Annotated in this window: 21 protein-coding genes and 2 pseudogenes; 15 read left to right on the forward strand and 8 right to left on the reverse strand. The window is 64.3% G+C overall.

Annotated elements, in window-relative coordinates; all coding sequences use genetic code 11:
- Nucleotides 1-255 precede the first annotated feature (255 nt).
- Both BLA15945_RS14980 and BLA15945_RS14985 read left to right on the forward strand, forming a co-directional pair.
- A complete protein-coding gene (locus BLA15945_RS14980) occupies nt 256-1,362 on the forward strand; it encodes an aromatic ring-hydroxylating oxygenase subunit alpha (RefSeq protein ID WP_174992775.1) in 1,107 nt (368 codons plus the stop codon).
- Between the two features lie 117 nt (nt 1,363-1,479).
- Complete coding sequence (locus BLA15945_RS14985) at nt 1,480-2,349, forward strand: sulfurtransferase (protein WP_059237318.1); 870 nt, start codon at nt 1,480-1,482, stop codon at nt 2,347-2,349.
- Nucleotides 2,350-2,403: 54 nt separating this feature from the next.
- Here the strand turns inward: BLA15945_RS14985 and BLA15945_RS14990 are convergent, their stop codons facing one another.
- From BLA15945_RS14990 to polA, 3 genes are all read right to left on the reverse strand, one after another.
- Nucleotides 2,404-3,279 (reverse strand): dienelactone hydrolase family protein, encoded by an 876-nt coding sequence (locus BLA15945_RS14990; RefSeq protein WP_174992776.1) that lies wholly within the window; start codon nt 3,277-3,279, stop codon nt 2,404-2,406.
- Between the two features lie 407 nt (nt 3,280-3,686).
- Nucleotides 3,687-5,021, reverse strand: coding sequence for an NAD(P)/FAD-dependent oxidoreductase (locus tag BLA15945_RS14995; protein WP_059237320.1), 1,335 nt, complete (start codon nt 5,019-5,021; stop codon nt 3,687-3,689).
- Nucleotides 5,022-5,299: 278 nt separating this feature from the next.
- Complete coding sequence (gene polA / locus BLA15945_RS15000; RefSeq protein ID WP_059237321.1) at nt 5,300-8,053, reverse strand: DNA polymerase I; 2,754 nt, start codon at nt 8,051-8,053, stop codon at nt 5,300-5,302.
- Between the two features lies 1 nt (nt 8,054).
- Between polA and BLA15945_RS15005 the strand changes: the two genes are divergently transcribed.
- The 4 genes from BLA15945_RS15005 to BLA15945_RS15020 all read left to right on the forward strand — a co-directional run bounded on the left by BLA15945_RS15005 (nt 8,055) and on the right by BLA15945_RS15020 (nt 11,355).
- A complete protein-coding gene (locus tag BLA15945_RS15005) occupies nt 8,055-8,813 on the forward strand; it encodes an LOG family protein (RefSeq protein ID WP_059237322.1) in 759 nt (252 codons plus the stop codon).
- A 387-nt stretch (nt 8,814-9,200) separates the two neighbouring features.
- Nucleotides 9,201-9,491: a hypothetical protein gene (locus tag BLA15945_RS15010; protein WP_059237323.1), complete on the forward strand. Its 291-nt coding sequence runs from the start codon at nt 9,201-9,203 to the stop codon at nt 9,489-9,491.
- 159 nt (nt 9,492-9,650) lie between these two features.
- Nucleotides 9,651-10,643, forward strand: coding sequence for a GlxA family transcriptional regulator (locus BLA15945_RS15015; protein ID WP_174992777.1), 993 nt, complete (start codon nt 9,651-9,653; stop codon nt 10,641-10,643).
- A 148-nt stretch (nt 10,644-10,791) separates the two neighbouring features.
- Nucleotides 10,792-11,355: a tautomerase family protein gene (locus BLA15945_RS15020; protein WP_174992778.1), complete on the forward strand. Its 564-nt coding sequence runs from the start codon at nt 10,792-10,794 to the stop codon at nt 11,353-11,355.
- A gap of 365 nt (nt 11,356-11,720) precedes the next feature.
- Here BLA15945_RS15020 and BLA15945_RS15025 read toward each other — a convergent pair whose 3' ends face one another.
- Nucleotides 11,721-12,380 carry a hypothetical protein gene (locus BLA15945_RS15025; RefSeq protein WP_174992779.1) on the reverse strand — a complete coding sequence of 220 codons (660 nt, stop codon included), beginning with the start codon at nt 12,378-12,380 and terminating at the stop codon, nt 11,721-11,723.
- Nucleotides 12,381-12,494: 114 nt separating this feature from the next.
- Here BLA15945_RS15025 and BLA15945_RS15030 point away from each other — a divergent pair, with 114 nt between their 5' ends.
- Nucleotides 12,495-13,541 (forward strand): hypothetical protein, encoded by a 1,047-nt coding sequence (locus tag BLA15945_RS15030; RefSeq protein WP_174992780.1) that lies wholly within the window; start codon nt 12,495-12,497, stop codon nt 13,539-13,541.
- 291 nt (nt 13,542-13,832) lie between these two features.
- On the opposite strand, the gene BLA15945_RS15035 is transcribed toward BLA15945_RS15030, so the two are convergent.
- Nucleotides 13,833-14,435 carry a hypothetical protein gene (locus BLA15945_RS15035; protein ID WP_174992781.1) on the reverse strand — a complete coding sequence of 201 codons (603 nt, stop codon included), beginning with the start codon at nt 14,433-14,435 and terminating at the stop codon, nt 13,833-13,835.
- An 896-nt stretch (nt 14,436-15,331) separates the two neighbouring features.
- Between BLA15945_RS15035 and BLA15945_RS15040 the strand changes: the two genes are divergently transcribed.
- The 3 genes and pseudogenes from BLA15945_RS15040 to BLA15945_RS15045 all read left to right on the forward strand — a co-directional run.
- Nucleotides 15,332-15,856: a hypothetical protein gene (locus BLA15945_RS15040; RefSeq protein ID WP_174992782.1), complete on the forward strand. Its 525-nt coding sequence runs from the start codon at nt 15,332-15,334 to the stop codon at nt 15,854-15,856.
- 29 nt (nt 15,857-15,885) lie between these two features.
- Nucleotides 15,886-16,005: pseudogene (locus BLA15945_RS37670) on the forward strand (DUF159 family protein); the annotation flags it as partial.
- A gap of 172 nt (nt 16,006-16,177) precedes the next feature.
- Nucleotides 16,178-16,762, forward strand: a pseudogene (locus BLA15945_RS15045) (tyrosine-type recombinase/integrase); the annotation flags it as partial.
- Nucleotides 16,763-16,936: 174 nt separating this feature from the next.
- Here the strand turns inward: BLA15945_RS15045 and BLA15945_RS15050 are convergent.
- Nucleotides 16,937-18,463, reverse strand: coding sequence for an AMP nucleosidase (locus BLA15945_RS15050; RefSeq protein ID WP_059240771.1), 1,527 nt, complete (start codon nt 18,461-18,463; stop codon nt 16,937-16,939).
- 129 nt (nt 18,464-18,592) lie between these two features.
- Between BLA15945_RS15050 and BLA15945_RS15055 the strand changes: the two genes are divergently transcribed.
- The 5 genes from BLA15945_RS15055 to BLA15945_RS15075 all read left to right on the forward strand — a co-directional run bounded on the left by BLA15945_RS15055 (nt 18,593) and on the right by BLA15945_RS15075 (nt 22,113).
- Nucleotides 18,593-18,988 carry a hypothetical protein gene (locus BLA15945_RS15055; protein ID WP_021160838.1) on the forward strand — a complete coding sequence of 132 codons (396 nt, stop codon included), beginning with the start codon at nt 18,593-18,595 and terminating at the stop codon, nt 18,986-18,988.
- 99 nt (nt 18,989-19,087) lie between these two features.
- Entirely contained in the window at nt 19,088-20,086 is a 999-nt protein-coding gene (locus tag BLA15945_RS15060) for a homoserine kinase (protein ID WP_174992783.1), read from the forward strand.
- Nucleotides 20,077-20,886, forward strand: coding sequence for a BPSS1780 family membrane protein (locus BLA15945_RS15065; protein ID WP_059237326.1), 810 nt, complete (start codon nt 20,077-20,079; stop codon nt 20,884-20,886). Before BLA15945_RS15060 ends, BLA15945_RS15065 begins: the two co-directional genes overlap by 10 nt.
- A gap of 201 nt (nt 20,887-21,087) precedes the next feature.
- Nucleotides 21,088-21,540 (forward strand): MarR family winged helix-turn-helix transcriptional regulator, encoded by a 453-nt coding sequence (locus BLA15945_RS15070; RefSeq protein ID WP_174992784.1) that lies wholly within the window; start codon nt 21,088-21,090, stop codon nt 21,538-21,540.
- A 153-nt stretch (nt 21,541-21,693) separates the two neighbouring features.
- The gene (locus BLA15945_RS15075) at nt 21,694-22,113 is read left to right on the forward strand and encodes an organic hydroperoxide resistance protein (protein WP_059237328.1); all 420 of its coding nucleotides are present in this window, start codon (nt 21,694-21,696) and stop codon (nt 22,111-22,113) included.
- A 107-nt stretch (nt 22,114-22,220) separates the two neighbouring features.
- On the opposite strand, the gene BLA15945_RS15080 is transcribed toward BLA15945_RS15075, so the two are convergent.
- Both BLA15945_RS15080 and BLA15945_RS15085 read right to left on the reverse strand, forming a co-directional pair.
- Complete coding sequence (locus BLA15945_RS15080) at nt 22,221-22,397, reverse strand: DUF3563 family protein (protein WP_081051934.1); 177 nt, start codon at nt 22,395-22,397, stop codon at nt 22,221-22,223.
- Between the two features lie 80 nt (nt 22,398-22,477).
- Entirely contained in the window at nt 22,478-23,587 is a 1,110-nt protein-coding gene (locus BLA15945_RS15085) for an extracellular catalytic domain type 1 short-chain-length polyhydroxyalkanoate depolymerase (protein WP_059237329.1), read from the reverse strand.
- Between the last annotated feature and the right edge of the window lie 204 nt (nt 23,588-23,791).

The raw sequence follows: 23,791 nt of genomic DNA on the forward strand, positions 1-23,791 counted from the left end.
ATTTCAAAACAAGTCGGACATTCTACGGCAAAAGAGAATTTTCCGACCTGCCGTCGTGGGCACCCGGACACAATTCCGGCCCCATCTTCGATACACAGTGTGCGCCTTCCGATGGTTGCCCGACAAAAAATTGACACAAATCAGGCACTTAATCCTAGCCTTGCGAGACGAACCGGGTATAATTCCCCGTTTCCCTAAATCGATTTTTCGATGGTTGGGTTGTTCACTGCTTTCACGCTAACACCGGGAGTGGGAATGTCCAATCTGAGCGATGCGCTTCAGTTGAAGTCGGCTCACAGCCAGCTTCCAGTCACTGCATATTTCGATGAGGCGCTACTCGAGCGCGAGATCGAAACCCTCTTCAAGAAAGGACCTCGTTACGTCGGGCACGAGTTGATGGTGCCCGAGGCGGGGGATTATTTTGCGCTGCCGTCCGAGAAGGAAGGCCGCGTGCTGGTCCGCAACCAGACGAACCAGATCGAACTGCTGTCGAACGTCTGCCGTCACCGGCAGGCGATCATGCTCAACGGGCGCGGCCGCACGCAGAACATCGTGTGCCCGCTGCACCGCTGGACGTACGACCTGGAAGGCGAACTGCTGGGTGCGCCGCACTTCCCCGACAAGCCCTGCCTGAACCTCGGCAAGAGCCCGCTGCAAAACTGGCAGGGGCTGCTGTTCGAGGCCGAAGGCCGCCATGTCGCGCGCGATCTCGCCAACCTCGGCACGAAGCATCACTTCGACTTCTCGGAGTACCACTTCGATCACGTCGAAGTGCACGAGTGCGATTACAACTGGAAGACGTTCATCGAGGTCTACCTCGAGGATTACCACGTCGTCCCGTTCCACCCGGGCCTCGGCAGCTTCGTGTCGTGCGACGACCTCAAGTGGGAGTTCGGCGACTGGTACAGCGTGCAGACGGTCGGCGTGCACAACGCCCTCGCGAAACCAGGTAGCGCGACCTACCAGAAATGGCACGAGCAGGTGCTGAAGTTCCGCAACGGCGTGCCGCCGGAGTTCGGCGCGATCTGGATGGTCTACTACCCGGGCCTGATGATCGAGTGGTATCCGCACGTGCTCGTCGTGTCGTGGCTGATCCCGCGCGGGCCGCAAAAGACGACCAACATCGTCGAGTTCTATTACCCCGAGGAAATCGCGCTGTTCGAACGCGAATTCGTCGAGGCCGAGCGTGCCGCCTATATGGAAACGGCCGTCGAGGACGACGAAATCGCGATGCGGATGGACGCAGGCCGCCGTGCGCTGATGGCACGCGGCGAGTCGCAGGTCGGCCCGTACCAGAGCCCGATGGAAGACGGCATGCAGCACTTCCACGAGTTCCTGCGCCGCCACCTCGGCGACCTCTGACAACCGGTGCGGCGCTTTGACGCCGCCCGGCATCCGGCAGACGAAAAGACGGGCTTCGGCCCGTCTTTTTTTGTTTAGACTTGGAGTGTCAGGCCATTTGCACTCCAGGGAGTCGTCATGCCACACACTCATTACACCACGCTCATCTCCGCCGCCAATCTCGCCGAGCGCCTGGCCGCGGCGCCTGGCAGCGTCGCGCTGTTCGATTGCCGCTTCGATCTCGCCGATCCCGGCGCGGGCGAAGCCGCCTACGCGGCCGGCCACATTCCCGGCGCACAATATCTTCATCTCGACCGCGACCTGTCGGGCCGCAAGACGGGCACCAACGGCCGCCATCCGCTGCCGACCCGCGACGCGCTCGCTACGTTGCTCGCCAGCCACGGTCTCAAGCAGGGCCAGCAGGTCGTTGCATACGACGCGCAAGGCGGCGCCTATGCGGCGCGACTGTGGTGGTTGCTGCGCTGGCTCGGCCACGATTCGGTCGCCGTGCTCGACGGCGGCCTGCCGGCCTGGGAAGCGGCCGGCGAGCCGCTGACGACCGACGTGCCGCAACCGGCCGCCGGTGATTTCCGCGCAGCCGCGCCGCTCGAATCGACGGTCGACGCTGCGGCCGTGCTCGCGAACGTGGCATCGCCCACGCGCGTCGTGATCGATGCGCGCGCACCGGACCGCTACCGCGGCGAAAACGAAACGATCGATCGGGTGGGCGGCCATATCCCCGGTGCGCGCAACCGCTTCTTCAAGGACAACCTGACCGCCGACGGCCGTTTCAAGACCGGCCATGAATTGCGCGAAGCGTTCTCCACCGTGCTGGCCGGCACCGAACCGAACCGCGTGATCCTGCAATGCGGCTCCGGCGTCACCGCTTGCCACAACGCGCTGGCGCTGGAAGTGGCGGGCCTGCACGGCGCGTCGCTGTACCCGGGCTCGTGGAGCGAATGGAGCGCGGATCCGTCGCGGCCGATCGCGACCGGCCCGACGCCGTAAGCGCGAGCACCGCGCAGCAGCGATAAAGCGGCGGCATGGGCCGCCGCTTGTCGTTTACATCACGCCGTACTTGTGGAACCACGCGATCGCGCGCTTCCAGCTCTCCTCCGCATCGGCCTTCACATAGCTCGGCCGGTAATCGGCAAAGAATGCGTGACCGGCATCCGGATACACGACGATCTCCGATTCGCGCGCGAGCTTCGAATCGCTCGCCTGGATCGCCTTGCGCATGTCGGCGAGCGACGCCTGCGTGATGTTCGCGTCCTTTTCGCCATAGAGCCCGAGCACGGGCACCTTCAGCGACGATGCATGATCGACCGGGTTGAACGGCGTCATCTCGTCGGTCTTGCCTTCCACGAACCCGTACCACGCCACGGCTGCCCGCACGTGCGGGTTGTGCTCCGCATACAGCCACGCCTGGCGGCCGCCCCAGCAGAACCCGACAACGCCGAGACGCGACAGGTCGCCGCCGTTCTTGCCGGCCCACGCGACCGTCGCATCGAGATCCTCCGTGACCTGCCGGTCCGGCACCTTGCTGACGATGTTGTCGACGACCCCCTGGATCGTCGGGTACTTCGACACGTTGCCCTGCCGCGCGAACAGGTCGGGCGCGATCGCGAGATAACCGAGCTTCGCAAAGCGGCGGCAGATATCGGCGATATGCGCATGCACCGCAAAGATTTCGTGAATCACGATCACGACCGGCAGGTTCGTCTTGTCGACCGGTTGTGCGCGATAGGCCGGCACGCTCGCGTCGCCCGAGCGGATCTCGATGGTGTCGACATCCAGCCCCGCGCTGTCGGTCGTGACCGTCTGCGCGGACACGGGCAGCACGGCCGCCGCGAAGGTGCCGCCCAGCGCGGCCTGCATGAATTTGCGGCGCGAGAACGGGATATGGGGGACCAGGCTGTCGACTTCGGGTTTCAACATGAATGCACTCCTCGATTGGGCGCCGCCGTCACGATTCCGGTTACGTATGACGGGGCATCGCGCCGGCGCGCGGCGCGGATGTCGCGGCGGTTGGCACCCCGCCGCAAGCGGAAACCCGGACACGATGCCCAATAATCCGTTGTCGCGTCAACTGTCAGATGTGTAAGACTCGATTACGGCGCGTTGCGCCGGTCGCTTCGATCCCGACGCAAAAGCCCGCCGGCGGCCCGTCGAAACACGGCGCGACAGCCCATGCCGATCGTCGTGGCGCGACCGGATACTTGCGAATCGAAAAGGAAAACGCGGGGTCAGCGCACGCGCTACCGCCCCGCCAACCGCGAAAGACAACCGGCGCAGCACACGCACGACGTGCGCCTTCCCCGCCCGCTCGACGCGCGAACGCGCGGTCAGTGCAGTTTGACGCGCGGCAGCGTCGTGCGCCGCAGCCAGTGCGCGACCGTATCGAGCATCATCCGCGGATAGCCGTGCAGCGCGGCGATGTGCATCCGGTACAGCGACATGTACATGAAGCGTGCGAACAACCCTTCGATCAGCATGTTGCCGCCGATCAGCCCGCCCATCAGGTTGCCGACCGCGCTGAAATGGCCGAGCGACACGAGCGAGCCCAGGTCGCGATACGTGAATTCGGGCAGCGGACGCCCTTCGAGCCGGCAGCCGATCGCCTTCAGCAGGAAGCTCGCCTGCTGGTGCGCGGCCTGCGCGCGCGGCGGCACGTTGCGCTCGTTGCCGGGCCATGCGCATGCCGCACAATCGCCGAGCGCGAAGATGTTGTCGTCGGTGAAGGTCTGCAGCGTGCGGCGCACGTCGAGCTGGCCAAGCTTGTTGACCTGGAGCCCATCGAGATTCGCGAGCACGGCCGGCGCCTTGATGCCGGCGGCCCAAACCGTCAGGTCGGCACGCACCGTCTTGCCGCTCGCCGTGTGGACGGCCCCGGGCGCCACCTCCGTCACGCGCTCGGCGAGCATCAGCCGCACGCCGATCTTTTCGAGCAGTTCGGCCGTCGCAGACGACACGCGCTCCGGCAACGCCGGGAGGATCCGCGGCCCCGATTCGATCAGCACGATGCCGACGTCGTGGCGCGGATCGAGCTTGTGCAGCCCGTAGGCCGACAACACCTGCGCGGTGTTGCGCAGCTCCGCGGACAGCTCGACGCCGGTGGCGCCGCCACCGACGATCGCAACCTGGATGCGCGGCTCTGCCGCTTCACCCGGCGCGGCCGGCGCCGGGCTCTGGTGCTCGGCGCGCATGCACGCGGCGATCAGCCGCTTGCGGAAGCGCTCGGCCTCGCCCACCGTATCGAGCGCGATCGCGTTTTCCGCCGCGCCCTGCACGCCGAAGAAGTGGGTCGTGCTGCCGATCGCGATCACGAGCGTGTCGTATTCCAGCTCGCGCGCCGGCAGCAGTTCCTCGCCGTCGCTGTCGTTGACCGGTGCGAGCGCGATGCGTTTCGCCGTGCGGTCGAGCCCGTTCAGCCCGCCCTGCTGGAACTCGAAGCCATGCCAGCGCGCCTGCGCCGCATATTCGAGCTCCTGCGTGAACGGATCCATGCTGCCGGCCGCGACTTCGTGCAGCAGCGGTTTCCAGATGTGGGTCGGATTGCGGTCGACGAGCGTGACGAGCGCACGCGCGGGACGCTTGCCGCGCGCGCCGTATTGGTCGCCGAGCCGCGTCGCCAGTTCCAGGCCGCCCGCGCCTCCGCCTACGATGATGATCCGATGCATCTGATTCCCCTTTGCGATTCGAAACTGCTGCCGCCGGACGAAGCAAACGCGATGCATTCTCGTCGCCCGGTGGATTAACCGGTTCGGACATCATCGATGTGCAGTTCGAAGCACTTCGATGCGTCCTGTCCCGGAACGCGGGGCGCGCCGCCCCGCGTCAATGACATGACTGACATGCATTGTCCGGGAGCTTGCGCGTTGACCACAAGCAAACCATCTCGATATTCAGCATCCCTGCAACAATATGCCGCGGGAAACGCGAACCGCACGGGGGTGCGTCAGTGTGCCTCTTCCCAGTTCGCGCCGGCGCCCACTTCGGCGACCAGCGGCACCTTCAGCTTCGCGACGCCGCACATCATTTCCGGCAGTTTCTCGCGCACCAGCGACAGTTCCTCGTCGGGCACCTCGAGCACCAGTTCATCGTGCACCTGCATGATCATGCGCGACGCGAGCTTGTCGCGCGTGAGCCAGTCGTCCACCGCGATCATCGACAGCTTGATCAGGTCGGCCGCCGTGCCCTGCATCGGCGCGTTGATGGCCGCGCGCTCGGCCGCCTGGCGGCGCGGGCCGTTGCCGCCGTTGATCTCCGGCAGCCACAGGCGGCGGCCGAAAACGGTTTCGACGTAGCCCTTCTCCTTTGCCACCGAACGCGTGTCTTCCATGTACTGCGCGACGCCCGGATAGCGGGCGAAATAACGGTCGATATAGAGCTTCGCCGCGTCGCGCGTGATGCCGAGGTTCGACGCGAGGCCGAACGCGCTCATCCCGTAGATGAGCCCGAAGTTGATCACCTTCGCGATCCGGCGCTGGTCGGAATTGACCTCCAGCGGCGTCACGCCGAACACCTCGGCGGCCGTCGCGCGGTGGATGTCCTCGCCCTGCGAGAACGCGCGCAGCAGCGACGCGTCGCCCGAGATGTGCGCCATGATCCGCAGTTCGATCTGCGAATAATCGGCCGACACGATCCGGTGGCCCGGCGACGCGATGAACGCCTCGCGGATGCGCCGGCCTTCGGCCGTGCGCACCGGAATGTTCTGAAGATTCGGATCGTTCGATGCGAGGCGGCCCGTCACCGCGACGGCCTGCGCATAGTTCGTGTGCACGCGGCCCGTCGACGGGTTCACCATGCGCGGCAGCTTGTCGGTATAGGTCGACTTCAGCTTCGACAGCCCCCGATGCTCGAGGAGCAGCTTCGGCAGCGGGTAGTCCTCCGCCAGCTTCTGCAGCACCTCTTCGTCGGTGGACGGCGCGCCGCTCGGCGTCTTCTTCACGACCGGCAACTGCAGCTTCTCGAAGAAGATCTGCCCGATCTGCTTCGGCGAGCCAAGATTGAATTCGCCGCCGGCCAGTTCGTACGCCTGTGCCTCGAGCTCGATCAGGCGCGTCGCGATTTCGGTGCTCTGCGCCTGCAGGCGCACATCGTCGATCAGCACGCCCGTGCGTTCCATCTTGCGCAGCACGAGCGACACCGGCATTTCGATCTCGCGGTACACGCGTTCGAGGCCCGGTTCGCGCGCCACTTGCGGATACAACGCGTGATGAAGCTGCAACGTGACGTCCGCGTCCTCGGCCGCGTATTCGGCGGCCTGCGTGAGCGCCACTTCGTCGAAACCGATCTGCTTCGCGCCCTTGCCCGCGACGTCTTCGTACTTGATCGTCTTGACGCCCAGATGACGCAGCGCGAGGCTGTCCATGTCGTGCGTGCGGTGCGATTCGACCACGTACGATTCGAGCAGCGTGTCGTGCTCGATGCCGTTCAGCGCGATGTCGTAGTTCGCGAGCACCTGCGCGTCGTACTTCAGGTGCTGGCCGACCTTCTTGCGATCGGCCGATTCGAGCCACGGTTTCAGGCGCGCGAGCACCTCGTCGATCGGCAGCTGCTCCGGCATGTCGGGGCCGCGGTGCGCGACCGGCAGGTAGGCCGCCTTGCCCGGCTCGACCGAGAACGACAGGCCAACGAGCCGCGCGAGCATCGGGTCGAGCGCGGTGGTTTCCGTGTCGAACGCGGTCAGTGCGGCCGCATCGATCTTCGCGAACCACGCGTCGAACTGCTCCCAGGTCTGGATCGTGTCGTATTCGCGCACGATGTCGGCCGCCACCACCGGTGCCGGCTCGCCTTCCGGCGCATCGGCGCCGCCGCCTTCCGCGGGTGCGCTGTCGACTTCGCGCAGCCAGGTCTTGAAGCCGTAGCGCGCGAAGATGTCGCGCATCAGGTCGCGCGCTTCGCCGTCGCTCTTCAGCGACGCTTCGATCGATTCGAGATGCGGGGTGAGGTCGCAGGCCGTCTCGACCGTCACGAGCGTGCGGCCGAGCGGCAGGAAGTCGAGCGCGCGGCGCAGGTTGTCGCCGACCACGCCCTTGATCTCGCCCGCGTGCTCGATCACGCCGTCGAGGCTGTCGTATTGCGCGAGCCATTTCACGGCCGTCTTCGGCCCGCACTTCTCGACGCCCGGCACGTTGTCGACGGTGTCGCCGATCAGTGCGAGGTAGTCGATGATGCGCTCGGGCGGCACGCCGAACTTCGCGATCACGCCGTCGCGGTCGAGCGTCTCGTTGGTCATCGTGTTGACGAGCGTGACGTGGTCGGTCACGAGCTGCGCGAGATCCTTGTCGCCGGTCGACACGATCACGTTCATCCCGTGCCGTTCGGCTTCGCGCGCGAGCGTGCCGATCACGTCGTCGGCCTCGACGCCTTCGACCATCAGCAACGGCCAGCCGAGTGCGCGCACGGCGCCGTGGATCGGTTCGACCTGCAAGGCAAGGTCGGGCGGCATCGACGGACGGTTTGCCTTATAGTCGGCATAAAGGTCGTCACGGAACGTCTTGCCCTTTGCATCGAACACGCAAGCGCTATACTCTGCACTGACTTCCTTGCGCATACGGCGCAGCATGTTGATGATTCCGTAGAGCGCTCCGGTCGGCTCCCCGCCAGGGCCACGCAAATCAGGCATCGCATGGTAAGCCCGATAGAGATAGCTCGAACCATCAACCAATAGCAGGGTCTTACCTTCCAGATTTCGTTCTTCAGGCATTATGAACAAGAGAAAAGTGATTCCGAGTCTGCGTTCGCTCGCAGATCAAGAACGCGCGACGGCCAAGAAGGCGCGCGCATCGTGGCAGATGTTCACGATTATGGCAGAGTTTATCGAGGCGACCGAGTACCTGTCGGAGATCCGCCCGGCTGTCAGCATCTACGGTTCTGCCCGCCTCAAACCCGATACGCCGCACTACAAGCTCGCCGCGCAGATCGCACGCAAGCTGTCCGACGCCGGCTTCGCCGTGATCTCCGGCGGCGGCCCCGGCATCATGGAAGCCGCGAACAAGGGTGCGCACGCCGGCAAGGCGCCGTCGGTCGGCCTGAACATCGAGCTGCCGCACGAGCAGGCCGGCAACCACTACCAGGACATCTCGCTGCGCTTCCGCCACTTCTTCACGCGCAAGGTCACGTTCGTGAAGAACTCGGATGCCGTGATCGTGATGCCGGGCGGCTTCGGCACGCTCGACGAACTGTCGGAAGTGCTCACGCTGATCCAGACGAAGAAGTCGCGCCTCGTGCCGATCATCCTCGTCGGCAGCGAGTTCTGGCAGGGGCTGCTGCAATGGTTCCGCGACCAGTTGATTCCGATGGGCCTGATCAATCCGGAAGACATGGACCTGATGCAGGTGATCGACGATCCCGACCAGGTGCTCGACGCCGTGCTCGCGTTCTACGAGGACAGCGGCGAAGAGGAAGGTTCGGACGATGACGATCATCCGCCGCGGCCCGAAGAAGACCGGATGTTCTATCTGTAACGCATCCGTGGCGAGCGCCGGCCCGACGGCCGGCGAGCTGCCTGACGTGCGGCAGGTATCGCTTCGGCGGCCTGCCACGCGTCATTTTGTAACGCACCGTTAATCCGGCTTCGCGGCCGCGCGCCGCCGAATGTCAAATCCGCGCAGCCCGCACTGTGCGATGCGGAGTGTCCTTCCGAACCTGCGGTCCACCATTGTCAAATGGCGCTGGCGCATACCCGCAGCCTGCCTCTGTCGGCCGGCAACCCTCCGTAATAAACTCGTCTCGCCTTTTCCGTCATGTGCCCGCACACTGATTGTGTCGGCGCGGCGTTCCCCCGGTGGAACGGCCCCCTCGCTTCCATCGCGTCGTGCCGGCCTCTTCACAACGACATCACGGAAAAGAACATGCAACGCTCGCTGATCGCCCTCGCCTTCGCCGGCCTCGGCCTCTCGCTGTCCGGCCTCGCTCACGCCGTCAACGTCGACGTCAACATCGGCACGCCCGCGCCGGTCGTCGTTGCGCCTGCGCCCGTCATGGTCGCCCCCGCGCCGGCAGTCATCGTCGGCTGGCACGGCGACCGCTACTGGGACGGCCACCGCTACTGGCAGCGCCGCGAATGGGAAGATCACCAGCGCTATCGTGGTCATGGCGGCTATCACTGCCCGCCGGGACACGCGAAGAAAGGCGAGTGCTGAGCGACACCGCGCCTTCACCCGCGACGCAAGGCCGTCCGCGCGCTTCGGCGCCGGGCGGCCTTTTGATTTCCGGCCGCCGATATCGTGGATGAACGGCAGGCCTGACCGCACGGCGCCGGGTGGTAGGATCGCCCTTGTCCAATGCCAATCCCGCCATCCATGCCGCTCGTCCGAATCTGGGCCGTCGACCACGCCCTCGCGTCCGGTATCGCCGCACCGACCGACATCCTCACGGCGGCCAATCATCTCGCGTCAGCAGCGCCGCAAGGCCGGATGACAACGCCGTTCCGCTGGCGTGTCGAATCAATCGGCGGACGCCCGGTGCGCACGGCCGCCGGCCAGCTCATTCCTGTCGACGGCGCGATCGACGGCGGCAGTGCCGCCGACGCAATCTGGCTCACGGGCCCGTTCGTCGCCGACCTCGACCGTCTGCTCGACCGGCCCGCGGTGCTCGCCCCGCTGTTCGACGCATTGCGCCGACAACACGCGCGCGGCACGCTGATCGCGACGTACTGCACCGGCGCGTTCCTGCTTGCGGAAGCCGGGTTGCTCGACGGTCGCGTCGCCACGACGCACTGGTCGAAAGCGTCGAGCTTTCGTGCCCGCTATCCGGACGTGGCGCTGCGCGCGTCGGACGTGCTGACCGAACAGGACGGCATTCTGTGCGGCGGCGCCGTCACGTCGTACCAGAATCTCGCGCTGCGGGTCGTCGACAAGCTGGCGAATGCGCGCGTGGCCACGTCCGTCGCGAGACTCATGCTGATCGACATGAACCGCGATTCGCAGGATTCGTTCATCGACCTCGACCGGATGGGCCACCGCGGACACGACGATCCCGCCATCGCGCGTGCGCAACGCTGGATGGAAAAGCACCTGCGCGAACCGTTCAGCCTCGCGCGGCTGAGCGACCATGTCGCGATGAGCGAACGCACGCTGCATCGCCGCTTCCGGGATGCGGTCGGCGCCCCGCCGCTCAGGTATCTGCAGACGCTCAGGATCGAAGTTGCGAAACGGCTGCTCGCGGAAACGAAGCTCGCGATCGATGCGGTGTGCGAACGCGTCGGCTACGCGGACATCAGCGGTTTCCGGCAACTGTTCAAACGCGAGACCGGCATCTCGCCGGGCGAATATCGCCGTCGATTCGCGCGTTAGCCGTCCGGAACGGGCGCGGGACGCGATGTCGGGAATGGCATCGTCGAATGGCAGTTTCGCCACTTCGTGCATCGGCATGCGGTTCATACACTGGATTCACGTCGCCGGAACCGGAGCGACGCCGTCTCCACCGAACCAGGACACCGTCATGCCGATGATCGACATCACTATCCCCGAAGGCGCGCTCGCGCCGCACGCCGAAGCGCAACTGATGAACGCGCTGACCGGAATGCTGATCCGCCACGAGGGACTCGATCCCGACAATCCGCGCGCGTGCGACGTGACCTGGATCTTCGTCCACCGGCCGGCGGCCGTGTATCGCGCCGGTGCCATTGCGCCCGAGCCGATCTACCGGATCGTGCCGACCGTGCCGGAAGGACAGTACACGGACGCCGCGCGCGCCGCGCTGATCGCCGACGTGACCGCCGCCGTCGCACGCGCGGAAGGCGTGCCGGTCGACGCCGTCGCGACGCGCGTGTGGGTCTTTCCGACGGAAATCGACGATGGCTGCTGGGGGAGTCGCGGCACGGTGCGCCGCCTGCCGGACATCATGGAATATTTCGGCGGCGCGACGCTGCGTGCGCTCGGGGAACGGCGGCTGGCGACCAAGCGGCGCACGGATGCGATCCGGGTCGTCGATGCAGTGCGCGAGTCGATGCGGGACACGGAGCGGAACGGGTCGCGAGAACCCGTTGCCGGGGAGGTGCGCTGACGCCGGTTCGCAACCGGACGCGGCCGGCCGCGGGTGGCAGGAACAAGACAAGCGCGCCCCAGCTGGCCGCACATCGCACATCGCGATGCGCCGCCAGCCGGGGCGGCGTTCACATCACTGAAACGCCACTTCCGCAAAACTCCGCAGCTTGCAGATGGAAAATCACATTAAATCAATGCGTTGCGTGAGTTCCTCTAACTTACGACGGAAATACCGATCGAGATTCCGCTGGGATTTCCGCAGCGATTTGGGAACAAGTTAGACAACTTTTTCGGGCAATTCAGGCCATTCCAGTTCATCCACGCTGAAATTTAGCCGCACACGGTAGAGCAGCCGGTCATTGCATTTGCGGCGCGAGAGACCGGTTATTCCTCTTGTGCTTGCGCGCTCCGCTCTCGCTGCCACTCATCAAATTCAAAATTGTCATGGTGGACAAACAATGCGCGCACGGTGTCGGAAGTCATTCGTTCAAGGTCGTCAATCACATCACCGCCCACTAGAACCCCTACGATGGTGCCGCCAGTTCCCGGTCCGTTTGGTTCGTGCTTTGCCCAATGAAATTGAAATCGATCGCGAATGTAGTTGCGGATGTAGCTTCGAGGGCCTCGAAGGCCAAAGTGACCTACAGGATAGAACTCCGCCAATCTCAGCCAGGCATATTCGAGGAAGTCGATGACGTCATAGCTTGCTTGGCGCATCTCGACAGTAATCCCCGTGTCCCATCCCTCGCGGGCGCTGTCGTATACAACACGCCGCAGCTTTGGAAGGGCCTTGATGAATCGGATGTCAGACGCTTGGCCGGTGTATCTGCGTGCAAATTCTTCCACAGGCGACGCGACTGCGTCAGCTTTGTCCTTACGTCTATGGAGGTAGATTGCAGCACCGGCGAATATCAGCGCTACGACTGTGGCATACGCAGCGTCGCTGTATTGCTTGAGCGAAAGAAAATACCAGACTGCGCCTGTCGCAAAGACGCTACATATCGCCCATGCAAGTTGGATAGTCCATTCCGGAATTTTTCGCATTGTTGTCCGTCTTGCCTTCACCTGAACCTATGCATGATGATAGCGAAGCACTACACGGCTGAGGGTATCGTTGTGACGCCCTGCTGATCCACCACACGAGGCCACTTTCGCGACATGCCGCCCGTAGAACAAAAAGCTAGCGCAAACATCACCTTCATCGAACAAAGCGCCCCAATCGACGAGTACGGTCGCGCTCTTTATGCCGTGTCGCGGTCGATCCTACGGGCACACATCGACTCTCTATCGAACGAGGACCTGCGCGATCTCAATACGCCGTTGAAAGAAGTCAGGATGCGCCAGTTGGCGAAAGTCGCTCGCATCGAACGCGACAAAGGTGTGCGCGGCGACGGGTTCGAGTGGGCGGTTCACGAGGCCATCCTAGGCCGAGAACCGTCTGTCACCAATCCCGTCGCAGAAGCACTGCGCCGCGCATCGAAATACGTGAAGGACGCCGAGCCGCGCTCCATGCTCTTCGGTCAGGAGCGGGCGAAATATCTCGGTTTCACCGATGCCATGATCGATGAAGCCGGTACCGACGCCTACTTACTGCCCCAAGGCACTGGGAGGCCCTTTCGCTTCGGGCCTTGGGTGCAGGTGGCCGCTCAAGGCCATGCAGCAGAGCACGCGCTGAACGAGCGAATTAAGAAAATTTGGAAGACCGACCTGTTCCTTTCGGCTGAAGATGATCCGCGCTACTTCGCAGCGACGGTAAAATCGAACTTCGGGCTACTCGAAGGTGGTAAGGGACTGCGTGTCGGTATCGTTCCCGAATCTACCGACCGTCGTAACCGTCAAGGCGTCTCGTTCAGCCAAGAACACGGGTTGTGGGTCGTGACGCTCGCGGATCCGAATGGCTTCATGGGGCTGTTCAATGACGCATATCACGCCGTCGCGCGTGCAATCTGCACGCTCGGCAGGCAGCCGACCCCGCCCTACTACACAAAGCCTTCCGCCAAAGCTCAACTCGTCCAGCAGCAGCTCGAGAAATATCCCGATGCCTTGGCGGTTGAGATCGAAGATGCTCTCAACGAGGCTGCGCAGCAGGACCTGGTCGAAAGCAATCATCGTCTCGTCAGCGTCAACGCCCCCGACTGGCTGCACGTCAAGGCTATGGCGCCGAAGATCATTTCGCCGAAACCCAAGTTTGTGAAATTGGATTAGCGAAAGGGAAACGGACAAAGCGTCGAGACAGTGAAACCATGCTGCAGTTTCGCTTTTCGGCGCTTTACAAGCGCGGTACGCGGCCAGCCATTCCACCGTGCTGAATTTTGTCCTGCCGCCAACGCGTCACGCGGGCAGGAACGTAGCGCTGCAACGCGCCGAGCGCATATAACACGCCCCGCTTTAAGGGCCCCGTGGTGGGCTTCTCAACCGCAACGTGCAACAGCAATGCAGCCCCGATCGCCGTGGCGACATCGGTACACGCTTTGGGAAACGCGCAAATTCCGCCCTTCAACGCCACTCTTCAAAATTCAGGTACTCGCCGAACCGTACCCTAACGCCGTTCAACGCCTCGCCAGTAAACCATCTCATCAGCTCAAGGTGCTCTTGAACGTGCTCCTCCGGCATTACGTCGTTGTTTCGCGCGACGGCATTTTTAATCGCCCACAAGGAAGCGTGCCGTGAATTGAGTTCTTGCACGTATTCCGCAAGGTCATTCCCGAACAAGAACTCCATCTTGGGTAAGAGGTTAATCATCGCGATCCTCTCCGGCGAGTTGAACCGTCGCTCCGAGCCCTGCACAACGCCAGATACAAACGTCCAGACGACCATAAACAGGTCGTAGCGCTTTTCGAACAGGTCGAGGTTCAGTTTCGCCCGCGCGACGCGGTATTGCCGCCACGCAATCAGGCCGCCGACGATTCCGACCACAAGCGCTACGACCGCCGCCGGCACGCCCTTCACCAATTCAAACCAGATGGATTGCGCCCCAGACATTCCCGACGATGTCGATGCGCTGACATCGATGTGGCCGATTGGAAATGTGATCGCCGAAACAGGCGCACGCCCCGTCAGTGCAAAGTAAATGGCTTTCGCCTCGCACGCTGCCAACATATTCCCCCCGGCTCATAATTGAATGGCCGGAGCGTACATGAAATTGGCAAACGCGCGCGACTGCATAATCACGGTGCATAAAGGCGCATAGAAGCATCGGGCCGCCGACCGCCGCGCGGCCCGCGCCGGCCGGCCCCGAGCCGCCAGTGCATGCGTGCATAAAAACCACTCGATTTTGCGGGCAGGTGGGGCGGGGTCACAACTGCGCGCGCCGGGCCTGCGTGAGCCTCATCAGGGCCCGACCCGCCACGTCGAGGCGGCCCCTGGCGCGCGTGAGCAGCCTCTCCATGGGCACACCGCATGTCGGCGAACCTGCGGCGCGCATCCGCGCGGTAGGCCGCTCTGAGGGCGCGTGAACCTGCTACGGCCATACGCGGGCATAGGCAAAAAAAAAACCGCCAGCACCGAAGTGCCTGGCGGCCTTTTGCTACCGACCGACTGCTCATTTCCGCAGCGGGCGCGGGCGCTTCGGAAACAGATATTCCGGCTGGTATCGCTGCACAAACGCGTCGCATTGCGCGTCCGTCAGTTCATCCAGCCTGATCGCCCGGACCCAGAATGCGCAGCCAGATACCGCAATCGCGCGCACGTGCTCGGCGCCCGGCTGGAAGCACACGGCCGTCCTGTCGCTACCCGCGACGTATCCGCTCCAGTGCTCGCAAGTCCAACACGGGTGGCCGTCGAGCTTCGGGATGAATAGGCCATAGCCTGATCGTACGTTACCCATCACAAACACCTGTATATTTATACAGTGTAGCTGCACGCACCGATTCCCGATACGGTGCAATTGACAGCGCCAGGGCGACATAATGGGGACAGCAAATTCACGTCCCCCATGCGCTGGATGTGCGTGATCGCGTCGTGAATGCGATGAGTCAGCGGCAGACGGGGTGAACATGAAAAAGCCAATTCTTGCCGTGGTGGTTGCTACGGCGTCGGTCTCGGCGTCGGCGTTTGACGTTGACGGTTTCCGAACCGGAATGAGCGTGAACGAGGTAGTTACTGTCGTCCGTAGGCAGGGCTGGGAGCTTGCCCCAAGCAACTCGGTAGCCGGAGTCTATATGGAAGCCCGCTACGGTCAGGACGACAAGTTAACGGAGCTGGGTCCTGCGAACTTCTCGTTCTGCAAAGGACGGCTTGTCGCGTACACCAGGGGACTGGACTTCGACACTGAGTATGTGCCCCAACTGCGCGAGATGGTTGGAAGATACGGAAGTCAACCGACTATCGAGGTCAGGCAACAGCCGTGGAGCGGCCCAGGCGGCGGCTACATCTCGATCGTTGCGACCAGGTGGTCTGTTGGTCGAGAACGCATCGAAATTGATTTTGAGCCGGAAGGGCGTACCGGAAACGGATCGCTGAAGAACAGCCGAGGTGCAAACCTATCGTACGTTTTCCCCGCACAGTGCCCCGCGCCTTGATTGATGCGACAACGTAAAGGGAGCAGACCGTGTGCACAAACTACAAAGCACCGAACGAAGATCCGGGCATCAACGAGCTGAAGATCGGCATCAGCGACTTGTTCCGCCGCGATCCCTGGGATGTCGACGTATGGCCCGGCGTATGCGCCGAAGACTCGCAGCAACTACGTCAAGATGATTGGCCTCATTCGGAAAGAGTTTGGCCCCCAGTGGCTAGTCGAGGACGTCAGGCCGGCCGACGTCGCTCGGTTTCTGGACAAGCATTTCCACGACAAGCCGAGCAGCAGCAACAAACACAAGGCATTGCTGTCGCTGATCTTCATGCATGCTGTTCGGCGCGGACTTTGCGACCGCAATCCCGCGCGCGAGATCAGCGCGGCCAGGGAAAAGAAGCGGGATCGCTACATTACGGACGACGAGCTGGACGCAGTACGGGCGGCCATCGTTTCCGGTGCCGGCTACAAGACATCGTCCGCACGGTCGATCCTCTGCCTGATCGACCTGGCGTACCAGACCGCTCAACGTATCGGCGATCTTCTCGCGCTCAACTGGCAGAACGTGTCCGACGAGGGAATTTCGTTTCACCCGAGCAAGACGGTCAACAGCAGCGGCGTGCGCCTGTTGATCGAGATGACGCCCGAGCTGCGAGAAACACTCGACCTGGCGCGCGGCGGGAAGATTACCGCCATCGGGCCAGTGATCTGCACGCATGCCGGCGGCCGCTTCACGTACATCGGCGCGTACTCAGGATGGAAGCGCGCGTGCCAGCGCGCACGATCGGCCTACGAGAAAGACTGCGACGAGAGGGGGATCACCCCGAACCCGCTGCACCTGATTGGCATGCACTTCCACGATCTGCGGGCGAAGGCGCTGACCGATCTAAAGCGGCAGCGGGGAGCCGCGGCAGCGCAATCACTGGCAGGCCACACGACCGAAAGCATGACGGCGCACTACACGAAGTCGCGCGAAGTAGAACGTGTCCAACCAGTCCCATTGACGCGCGCAAGTTTGACACTGGCGCTCATGTTAGACACGAAGGCTCCCCAGATTGTCCGGGGAGCCTTATACCGCAATGGCTTGTTACTGAAACGCCACTTCCGCAAAACTCCGCAGCTTGCGGCTATGCAGTTTGTCGAGCCCGTTCGTGCGCAGGATTTCCATCGCCTTCACGCCGATCTGCAGATGCTGGTCGACCTGCCCGCGATAGAACGTGTCGGCCATGCCCGGCAGCTTCAGCTCGCCGTGCAGCGGCTTGTCCGATACGCACAGCAGCGTGCCGTACGGCACGCGGAAGCGGAAGCCGTTCGCGGCGATCGTCGCGCTTTCCATGTCGAGCGCGATCGCGCGGCTCTGCGACAGCCGCTGCACGGGCTCGCGATGGTCGCGCAGCTCCCAGTTGCGATTGTCGACGCTCGCGACCGTGCCCGTACGCATCACGCGCTTCAGTTCGACCCCCTCCAGCCGCGTGACGTCGGCCACGCCGCGCTCGAGCGCAAGCTGCACTTCGGCCAGCGCCGGGATCGGCACCCACAGCGGCAGGTCGGCGTCGAGCACGTGATCCTCACGCACGTAACCGTGTGCGAGCACGTAGTCGCCCAGGCGCTGCGTATTGCGCAGCCCCGCGCAGTGGCCGAGCATCACCCACGCATGCGGGCGCAGCACCGCGATGTGATCGGTGATCGTCTTCGCGTTCGACGGACCGACGCCGATGTTGACCATCGTGATCCCGCTGCCGTCCGCGCGCTTCAGGTGATACGCGGGCATCTGCGGCAGGCGCGGCGGCGCGGCGCCCTCTGCCGGCTCGCTGCCGAGGTTCGCGTTGTACGTGACGACATCGCCCGGCTCGACAAACGAGCTGTACTGGCTGCGGTATGCGCGCACCTCGGGGTCGTCGCTCTCCGTCATCACCGTGCGGCCGAGCTTCACGAACTCGTCGATGTAGAACTGGTAGTTCGTGTAGAGCACATAGTTCTGGAAGTGCGTGGGCGACGTCGCCGTGTAGTGACGCAGCCGGTGCAGCGAGAAGTCGACGCGCGCGGCCGTAAACAGCGCGAGCGGATGCGGCTCGCCCGGCGCCGGCTCGAACGTGCCGTTGACGATGCGGTCGTCGAGGTACGACAGGTCGGGCGTATCGAAGATGTCGCGCATCGCGAGCAGGCGGTCGCGGTCGAGCTCGCCCTCGAGATGGATGCCTTCCGGAAACGCGAAATGAATCGGAATCGGTTGCGACGACACGCCGATCTCGATCTTGACATGATGGTTCTTCGACAGCAGGCGCAGCTGCTCGCGGTAGTAGTTCGCGAAGAGATCGGGGCGCGTGACCGTCGTCTCGAATACGCCGGGGCCTGCGACGAAACCGTACGAACGGCGCGAATCGACGTGCGTGTTCACGTCGGTGCGGATCCGCACGAACGGATAGCACGCGCGCACGTGCTCGGTGATCGGTTCGTGGCGGCGATAGCGCGCGAAGGCGTCGCGCAGGAACCCCGTATTCGTGTCGTAAATGGCGGACAGCCGCGCAACGGCGGCGATCGGATCGTCGAAAGCCTCGACCGACGGGCTTTCGGGCGACAGCACTCGGTGCCGGCGGCTCAAATCGTTCTTCATTTTCATCACCTCGTCTGATCGGACGACATTACCACGGAACCCGGTCGCCCTCATGGCCGCCCCTGCGCACGCCAGGGCCGGATGGCGCGCAGTATTTGCTAAAATCGCTAGGTTCACTGGAGACTCATCATGAAGCCGCTCATTCTCGTCGTCGCTGCCGCCGCGTTTGCCGCCGCCAGCGCCGCTTACGCCGCCGGCGGCACGCCCGACGCCGACGCGCAGGCCCGGGCCGAGGCCAACGAGGCCGCCGGCCTGCCCGATCTCCGCAAGATCAACCGGCCGGGCGCCGAAGTCACGTCGAAAGTGGACTTCGCCGACATCCGCCGCACGCCGAGCTTCCACGAAAAGAGCAAGAACGGCACCGAAGTCACCGAGTATCGCGACCGCGGCAAACCGGTCGAGATCGACGTGAAGTCGAACTTCGGCACGCGCTACCAGATGAGCTCGACGCCCGACACGTCGCCGAAGCCGCACGACGCGGGCATCCCGATCACGCGCCTGCCGTCGCTGAACCTGCGCTACTGATTCCGTGGCGCGCCGCGCCGATCGCGCCGCGCCGCCCCTTCACCTGCTGTCGCGATGCACGCCGCCCGCGTGCCGACACCCTGACCTGACGCATTCCGCATGGCCGTTTTCACTGCTGTTTCCGACTCCGATCTCGCGCAATGGATGCGCCACTACGAACTGGGCGACGTGCTTGCGTTCCGCGGCATTCCGTCCGGTATCGAAAACAGCAATTTCTTCCTGACGACGACGCGCGGCGAATACGTCCTCACGATCTTCGAAAAGCTCTCGGCGCAACAGCTGCCGTTCTACCTCGACCTGATGCGCCACCTGGCCGGCCACGGCGTACCCGTGCCGGATCCGATTCCGCGTGACGACGGCGCGCTGTTCGGCGAGCTGCACGGCAAGCCGGCCGCGATCGTCACGAAGCTCGACGGCGCGGCCGAACTCGCGCCGGGGGTCGAACACTGCATCGAGGTCGGGCAGATGCTCGCGCGCCTGCACCTCGCGGGGCGCGACTATCCGAACAACCAGCCGAACCTGCGCAGCCTGCCGTGGTGGCAGGAGAACGTGCCGGCGATCGTGCCGTTCATCACCGACACGCAACGCACGCTGCTCGAAGGCGAACTCGCGCACCAGGCGGCCTTCTTCGCGTCGGACGACTACGCCGCGCTGCCGGCCGGTCCGTGCCATTGCGACCTGTTCCGCGACAACGTGCTGTTCGCGCACGCGGCACCCGGCACCGGCCACGCGGTGCGGCTCGGCGGCTTCTTCGACTTCTATTTCGCGGGCTGCGACAAGTGGCTGTTCGACGTCGCTGTGACCGTCAACGACTGGTGCGTCGACCTCGCGACCGGCGTGCTCGACGTCGCCCGCGCCGATGCGCTGCTGCGCGCGTACCAGACGGTCCGGCCGTTCACGGCCGAGGAACGCCGCCACTGGAGCGACATGCTGCGCGCGGGCGCGTACCGTTTCTGGGTGTCGCGCCTGTACGACTTCTACCTGCCGCGCGCGGCCGAGATGCTCAAGCCGCACGACCCCGGCCATTTCGAACGCATCCTGCGTGAGCGTATCGCGCATACGCCCGCGCTTCCCGAGATCCACACCGCATGCAACTGATCGAAGTGCCCGCGAAAACGGGCTATGTCTGGTTCCGTCAAGGCATCTGGCTGTTCCGCCGGAATCCGCTCGCGTTCATCACGCTGTTCTTCACGTACCTGCTCGCCATTACGCTGGTGTCGATGGTGCCCGTGATCGGCTCGGCGCTGCCGCTGGTGTTCATTCCCGGCATCGCGGTCGGCTTCATGGCCGCGTGCCGCGACACGGTGGCCGGCAAGACCGTGATGCCGACGATCCTCGTCGACGGCTTCCGCTCGTACGGCACCGTCGCGACCCAGCGGCTGCTCGTGCTCGGCGTGATCTACGTCGCATCGATGGTGCTGGTGTTCGCGGCTTCGTCGTTCGTCGACGGCGGCGCGCTGTTCCACGTGATGATGGGCGCGGCCGACGAAGCGAACGCGACGCCGGAGACGCTTGCCGCGCAAGGCACGCTCGGCGCGCTGTTCTTCGCGACGCTGCTCTATCTGCCGGTCGCGATGCTGTTCTGGTTCGCACCGGTGCTGGTCGCGTGGCATGACGTCCCGCCCGCGAAGGCGCTGTTCTTCAGCGTCGTCAGCTGCTGGCGCAATCGCGGCGCGTTCGTCGTGTACGGCGTGCTGTGGTTCGCCGTCGCGCTCGGCACATCGCTCGCGCTGTCGCTGCTGCTGCAGGCGCTCGGCGCCGGCGCGTATGCGCTGACGATCATGATGCCGGTGACGATCATCATCGTCACGATGCTGTACTGCTCGTTCTACGCGACCTATCGCGGCTGCTTCGGCATACAGGAACCGGGCGCGACGACCACCACGTCGGGCCGCTGACGCCTCTCCGGCCGGCGCGCGTCGCCGGCCGTCATGTCGTTCACCGCGCCGGGTCGTCTCCCGGCGCGCTTCCGGCCTCTCCCCTTTTCCCGTATCGATCACCGGCTGCCCCGTCGCCGGGCGCCCCTGTTCAACCCGATCTTTTGCGCGCAAAATAATTTGCGTACAAATCGTTCGCGCGTCCGTCGCGCCTCCGGAATCATGGACCGCCCACCCGCACTGCCCCAGACGCTCGACGAGCAACTGTGCTTCGCGCTCTACTCGACTTCGCACGCGATGACGAAGGCGTACAAGCCGCTGCTCGACAAGCTGTCGCTGACCTATCCCCAATATCTCGCGATGCTCGTGCTGTGGGAGCGCGACGACATCGCCGTGAAGGACATCGCCGCGCGGCTCGATCTCGATCCGGCCACCGTCACGCCGCTGCTCAAGCGGCTGGAGGCGCTCGGATACGTCGAACGCGTGCGCAGCGCGGCCGACGAACGCGTCGTGAACGTGCGCGTGACGCCGGAAGGCCGTGCGCTGAAGGAGCGCGCGCGCTCGGTGCCCGCCGATCTCTTTTGCGCGATGCAGCAGACACCCGAATTCCTGGTCAGGCTGCGCGCCGATCTCCAGCAGTTGCGCGACGCGCTGTCGGCCGCCAACGAACGCTGAGCCCGTGCGCCGACCGATCGGCCCGGCATCGCCGGGCTTTTTCTTCAAAATTTCATTTGCACACTAATGATTTGTGTTCTATATTTTCTTCGTGGCCGGCGACATCCCGTTTGACCGGACCGCTTTTCCCCTTTTCCCGACAGGAGCTGCACGATGAACATTCTGTACAAGACCAGCGCCACGAGCACGGGCGGCCGCGACGGCCGCGCAGTATCCGCCGACAACAAGCTGGAAGTGAAGCTGGCCGCGCCGCGTGAACTCGGCGGCACGGGCGCGGAAGGCACGAATCCGGAGCAGCTGTTTGCCGCAGGTTACTCGGCCTGTTTCCTGAGCGCGATGAAATTCGTCGCCGGCCAGAACAAGCAGGCACTGCCGGCCGATACGCAGGTCACGGCGGAAGTGGGCATCGGCCCGAACGACGCAGGCGGCTTCGGGCTCGACGTCGAGCTGCGTGTATCGCTGCCGGGGCTCGACAAGGCCGACGCGCAGGCGCTGGTCGAAAAAGCCCACCACGTGTGCCCGTATTCGAACGCGACGCGCAACAACGTGCCGGTCCGCCTGACGGTCATCTGACGCGACGCAGGACCACGCATGCAAAAAGGGCGCGTGCGGCTACATGCCGCACGCGCCCTTTTGCGCGATTCGTCGAAGCGGCGGGCTAGCGCGCCCGCCTGCGCTGCTTAGCGCGAGCCGATCGAGTACGGGCGGTTCATCGCCGCTTCGCGATCGATCTTGCGCATGCGGAATTCGAGATCGTAGATGTCGGTGGCATCGGCCAGGTACGCTTCGGCGCGCTCTTTCGAGGCCTTTTCAGCGTTTTTGGTCAGCATCAGGAAGAGGTGGCTCAGCAGGTACATGGTCGATCTCGCAATCCAAAGGTTCTTTGACTAGGGTATTCCCGAATTATAGGGAAAACCCTAGGCTTTGGCCAGCTCGATCAGCCGATGCGTCGTTCGGTCGCCACAGTGCGTTGATTCGCCTCGAAAAAAGCCCAGATCATCGCGCTTGCATCGGGGCCGACCGCCGCATGAAACGGCACGGCTTCGTCGCCGCCGGCCCACGCGTGATCGAGCCCTTTCACATGACAGAGCCGTACGACCGGCTCGCCGTCGCGGCAGACGTCGGTGATCTGCGCACCGGCTTCGCGCGTCTCGACGCGCTCGCCGCCGCGCAATGCGCCGCGGGCGTCGGCCAGCCCGTTCAGGCGCATGAACTGCACGGTCAGCTGGTCGGCATTCTTCGGCGCGACGACATGGTCGCCGTCACCCTGGACGATCAGCGCAGGCATGCCCGGATACGCAGCCGCATCGACCAGCGCATCGACCACCGCGGCCGGATTCTGCCGCAGGCCGCGTCGCATCACGTCCATCGCGGCGATGCCGGAATTCGCCTCGCCGAACGCGGGACCCGAGTGCAGTGCCACGGCTGCGAAGCGGTCCGGATGGTGCAGTGCAAGAAGCGACGCCAGACCCGCGCCGGCCGACAGCCCCGCGACGTAGACACGCGACGCGTCGAAACCATGCGCGTCGACGAGCGCGTCGACCAGCGACGCCACCGTGTTCGCTTCGCCGCGGCCCGCGCGGTCGGTATCTTCATACCAGTGCCAGCAGCCATGTGCGTGTGCGCGCAGCGACTGCTCCGGATACAGCACCGCGAAACCATGTTTGTCGGCCAGCAGATTCATCCGCGTGCCCTGCACGAATTCGTCGACGGACTGCTGGCAGCCGTGCAGCATCACGACGAGCGGCATCGCGCCGCGCCGGCGGCCCGGCGGCACATACAGGCCGTATGCGAGATTCTGGACGAGACGCCCGAGCGCGGGCGCCATCGGATGTTCTCCGCGCGTCCACTCGCCCGCCGCCCACGCGGCGGCACGCGGCCGCACGCGCGATTCGCGTGGCGGGGACAGATCGGATACGGCCGGAGAGGCCGCAACCTCGAGTGCGTCGCGTGTGATGCGCTGCGCATCGCGCGCCGCGCGCTTCGCGGCCGGAGACAGCATGCGTTTCATGCCGCCCAGCCACACCTTGGTCAGACTTTTGGTCATCGATCGGGCTCGCAGTCAGGAAAAATAGGGGCGCCATGAAGGCGCCGCAATGGATGCATCGTTCGACTTTGTGCAATGCACCATAACATTGTTTCTGGGATTTTTCCTGCATGCGGATAGTTCCCGGCGGCGCAAAAAACGGGCCTCATGCATACGCGGCGCTATACTGGTGTTTCGCCGCTTGTATCCGTTGTAGTCGTTCTT

Source organism: Burkholderia arboris (assembly GCF_902499125.1).
Classification (GTDB): domain Bacteria; phylum Pseudomonadota; class Gammaproteobacteria; order Burkholderiales; family Burkholderiaceae; genus Burkholderia; species Burkholderia arboris.

Bases quoted from the DNA above. Each gene is read 5' to 3' on its own strand.
- BLA15945_RS14980 (WP_174992775.1), top strand. From the start codon at position 256: ATGTCCAATCTGAGCGATGCGCTTCAGTTGAAGTCGGCTCACAGCCAG.
- BLA15945_RS14985 (WP_059237318.1), top strand. From the start codon at position 1,480: ATGCCACACACTCATTACACCACGCTCATCTCCGCCGCCAATCTCGCC.
- BLA15945_RS14990 (WP_174992776.1), bottom strand. From the start codon at position 3,279: ATGTTGAAACCCGAAGTCGACAGCCTGGTCCCCCATATCCCGTTCTCG.
- BLA15945_RS14995 (WP_059237320.1), bottom strand. From the start codon at position 5,021: ATGCATCGGATCATCATCGTAGGCGGAGGCGCGGGCGGCCTGGAACTG.
- polA (WP_059237321.1), bottom strand. From the start codon at position 8,053: ATGCCTGAAGAACGAAATCTGGAAGGTAAGACCCTGCTATTGGTTGAT.
- BLA15945_RS15005 (WP_059237322.1), top strand. From the start codon at position 8,055: ATGAACAAGAGAAAAGTGATTCCGAGTCTGCGTTCGCTCGCAGATCAA.
- BLA15945_RS15010 (WP_059237323.1), top strand. From the start codon at position 9,201: ATGCAACGCTCGCTGATCGCCCTCGCCTTCGCCGGCCTCGGCCTCTCG.
- BLA15945_RS15015 (WP_174992777.1), top strand. From the start codon at position 9,651: ATGCCGCTCGTCCGAATCTGGGCCGTCGACCACGCCCTCGCGTCCGGT.
- BLA15945_RS15020 (WP_174992778.1), top strand. From the start codon at position 10,792: ATGCCGATGATCGACATCACTATCCCCGAAGGCGCGCTCGCGCCGCAC.
- BLA15945_RS15025 (WP_174992779.1), bottom strand. From the start codon at position 12,380: ATGCGAAAAATTCCGGAATGGACTATCCAACTTGCATGGGCGATATGT.
- BLA15945_RS15030 (WP_174992780.1), top strand. From the start codon at position 12,495: ATGCCGCCCGTAGAACAAAAAGCTAGCGCAAACATCACCTTCATCGAA.
- BLA15945_RS15035 (WP_174992781.1), bottom strand. From the start codon at position 14,435: ATGTTGGCAGCGTGCGAGGCGAAAGCCATTTACTTTGCACTGACGGGG.
- BLA15945_RS15040 (WP_174992782.1), top strand. From the start codon at position 15,332: ATGAAAAAGCCAATTCTTGCCGTGGTGGTTGCTACGGCGTCGGTCTCG.
- BLA15945_RS15050 (WP_059240771.1), bottom strand. From the start codon at position 18,463: ATGAAGAACGATTTGAGCCGCCGGCACCGAGTGCTGTCGCCCGAAAGC.
- BLA15945_RS15055 (WP_021160838.1), top strand. From the start codon at position 18,593: ATGAAGCCGCTCATTCTCGTCGTCGCTGCCGCCGCGTTTGCCGCCGCC.
- BLA15945_RS15060 (WP_174992783.1), top strand. From the start codon at position 19,088: ATGGCCGTTTTCACTGCTGTTTCCGACTCCGATCTCGCGCAATGGATG.
- BLA15945_RS15065 (WP_059237326.1), top strand. From the start codon at position 20,077: ATGCAACTGATCGAAGTGCCCGCGAAAACGGGCTATGTCTGGTTCCGT.
- BLA15945_RS15070 (WP_174992784.1), top strand. From the start codon at position 21,088: ATGGACCGCCCACCCGCACTGCCCCAGACGCTCGACGAGCAACTGTGC.
- BLA15945_RS15075 (WP_059237328.1), top strand. From the start codon at position 21,694: ATGAACATTCTGTACAAGACCAGCGCCACGAGCACGGGCGGCCGCGAC.
- BLA15945_RS15080 (WP_081051934.1), bottom strand. From the start codon at position 22,397: ATGTACCTGCTGAGCCACCTCTTCCTGATGCTGACCAAAAACGCTGAA.
- BLA15945_RS15085 (WP_059237329.1), bottom strand. From the start codon at position 23,587: ATGACCAAAAGTCTGACCAAGGTGTGGCTGGGCGGCATGAAACGCATG.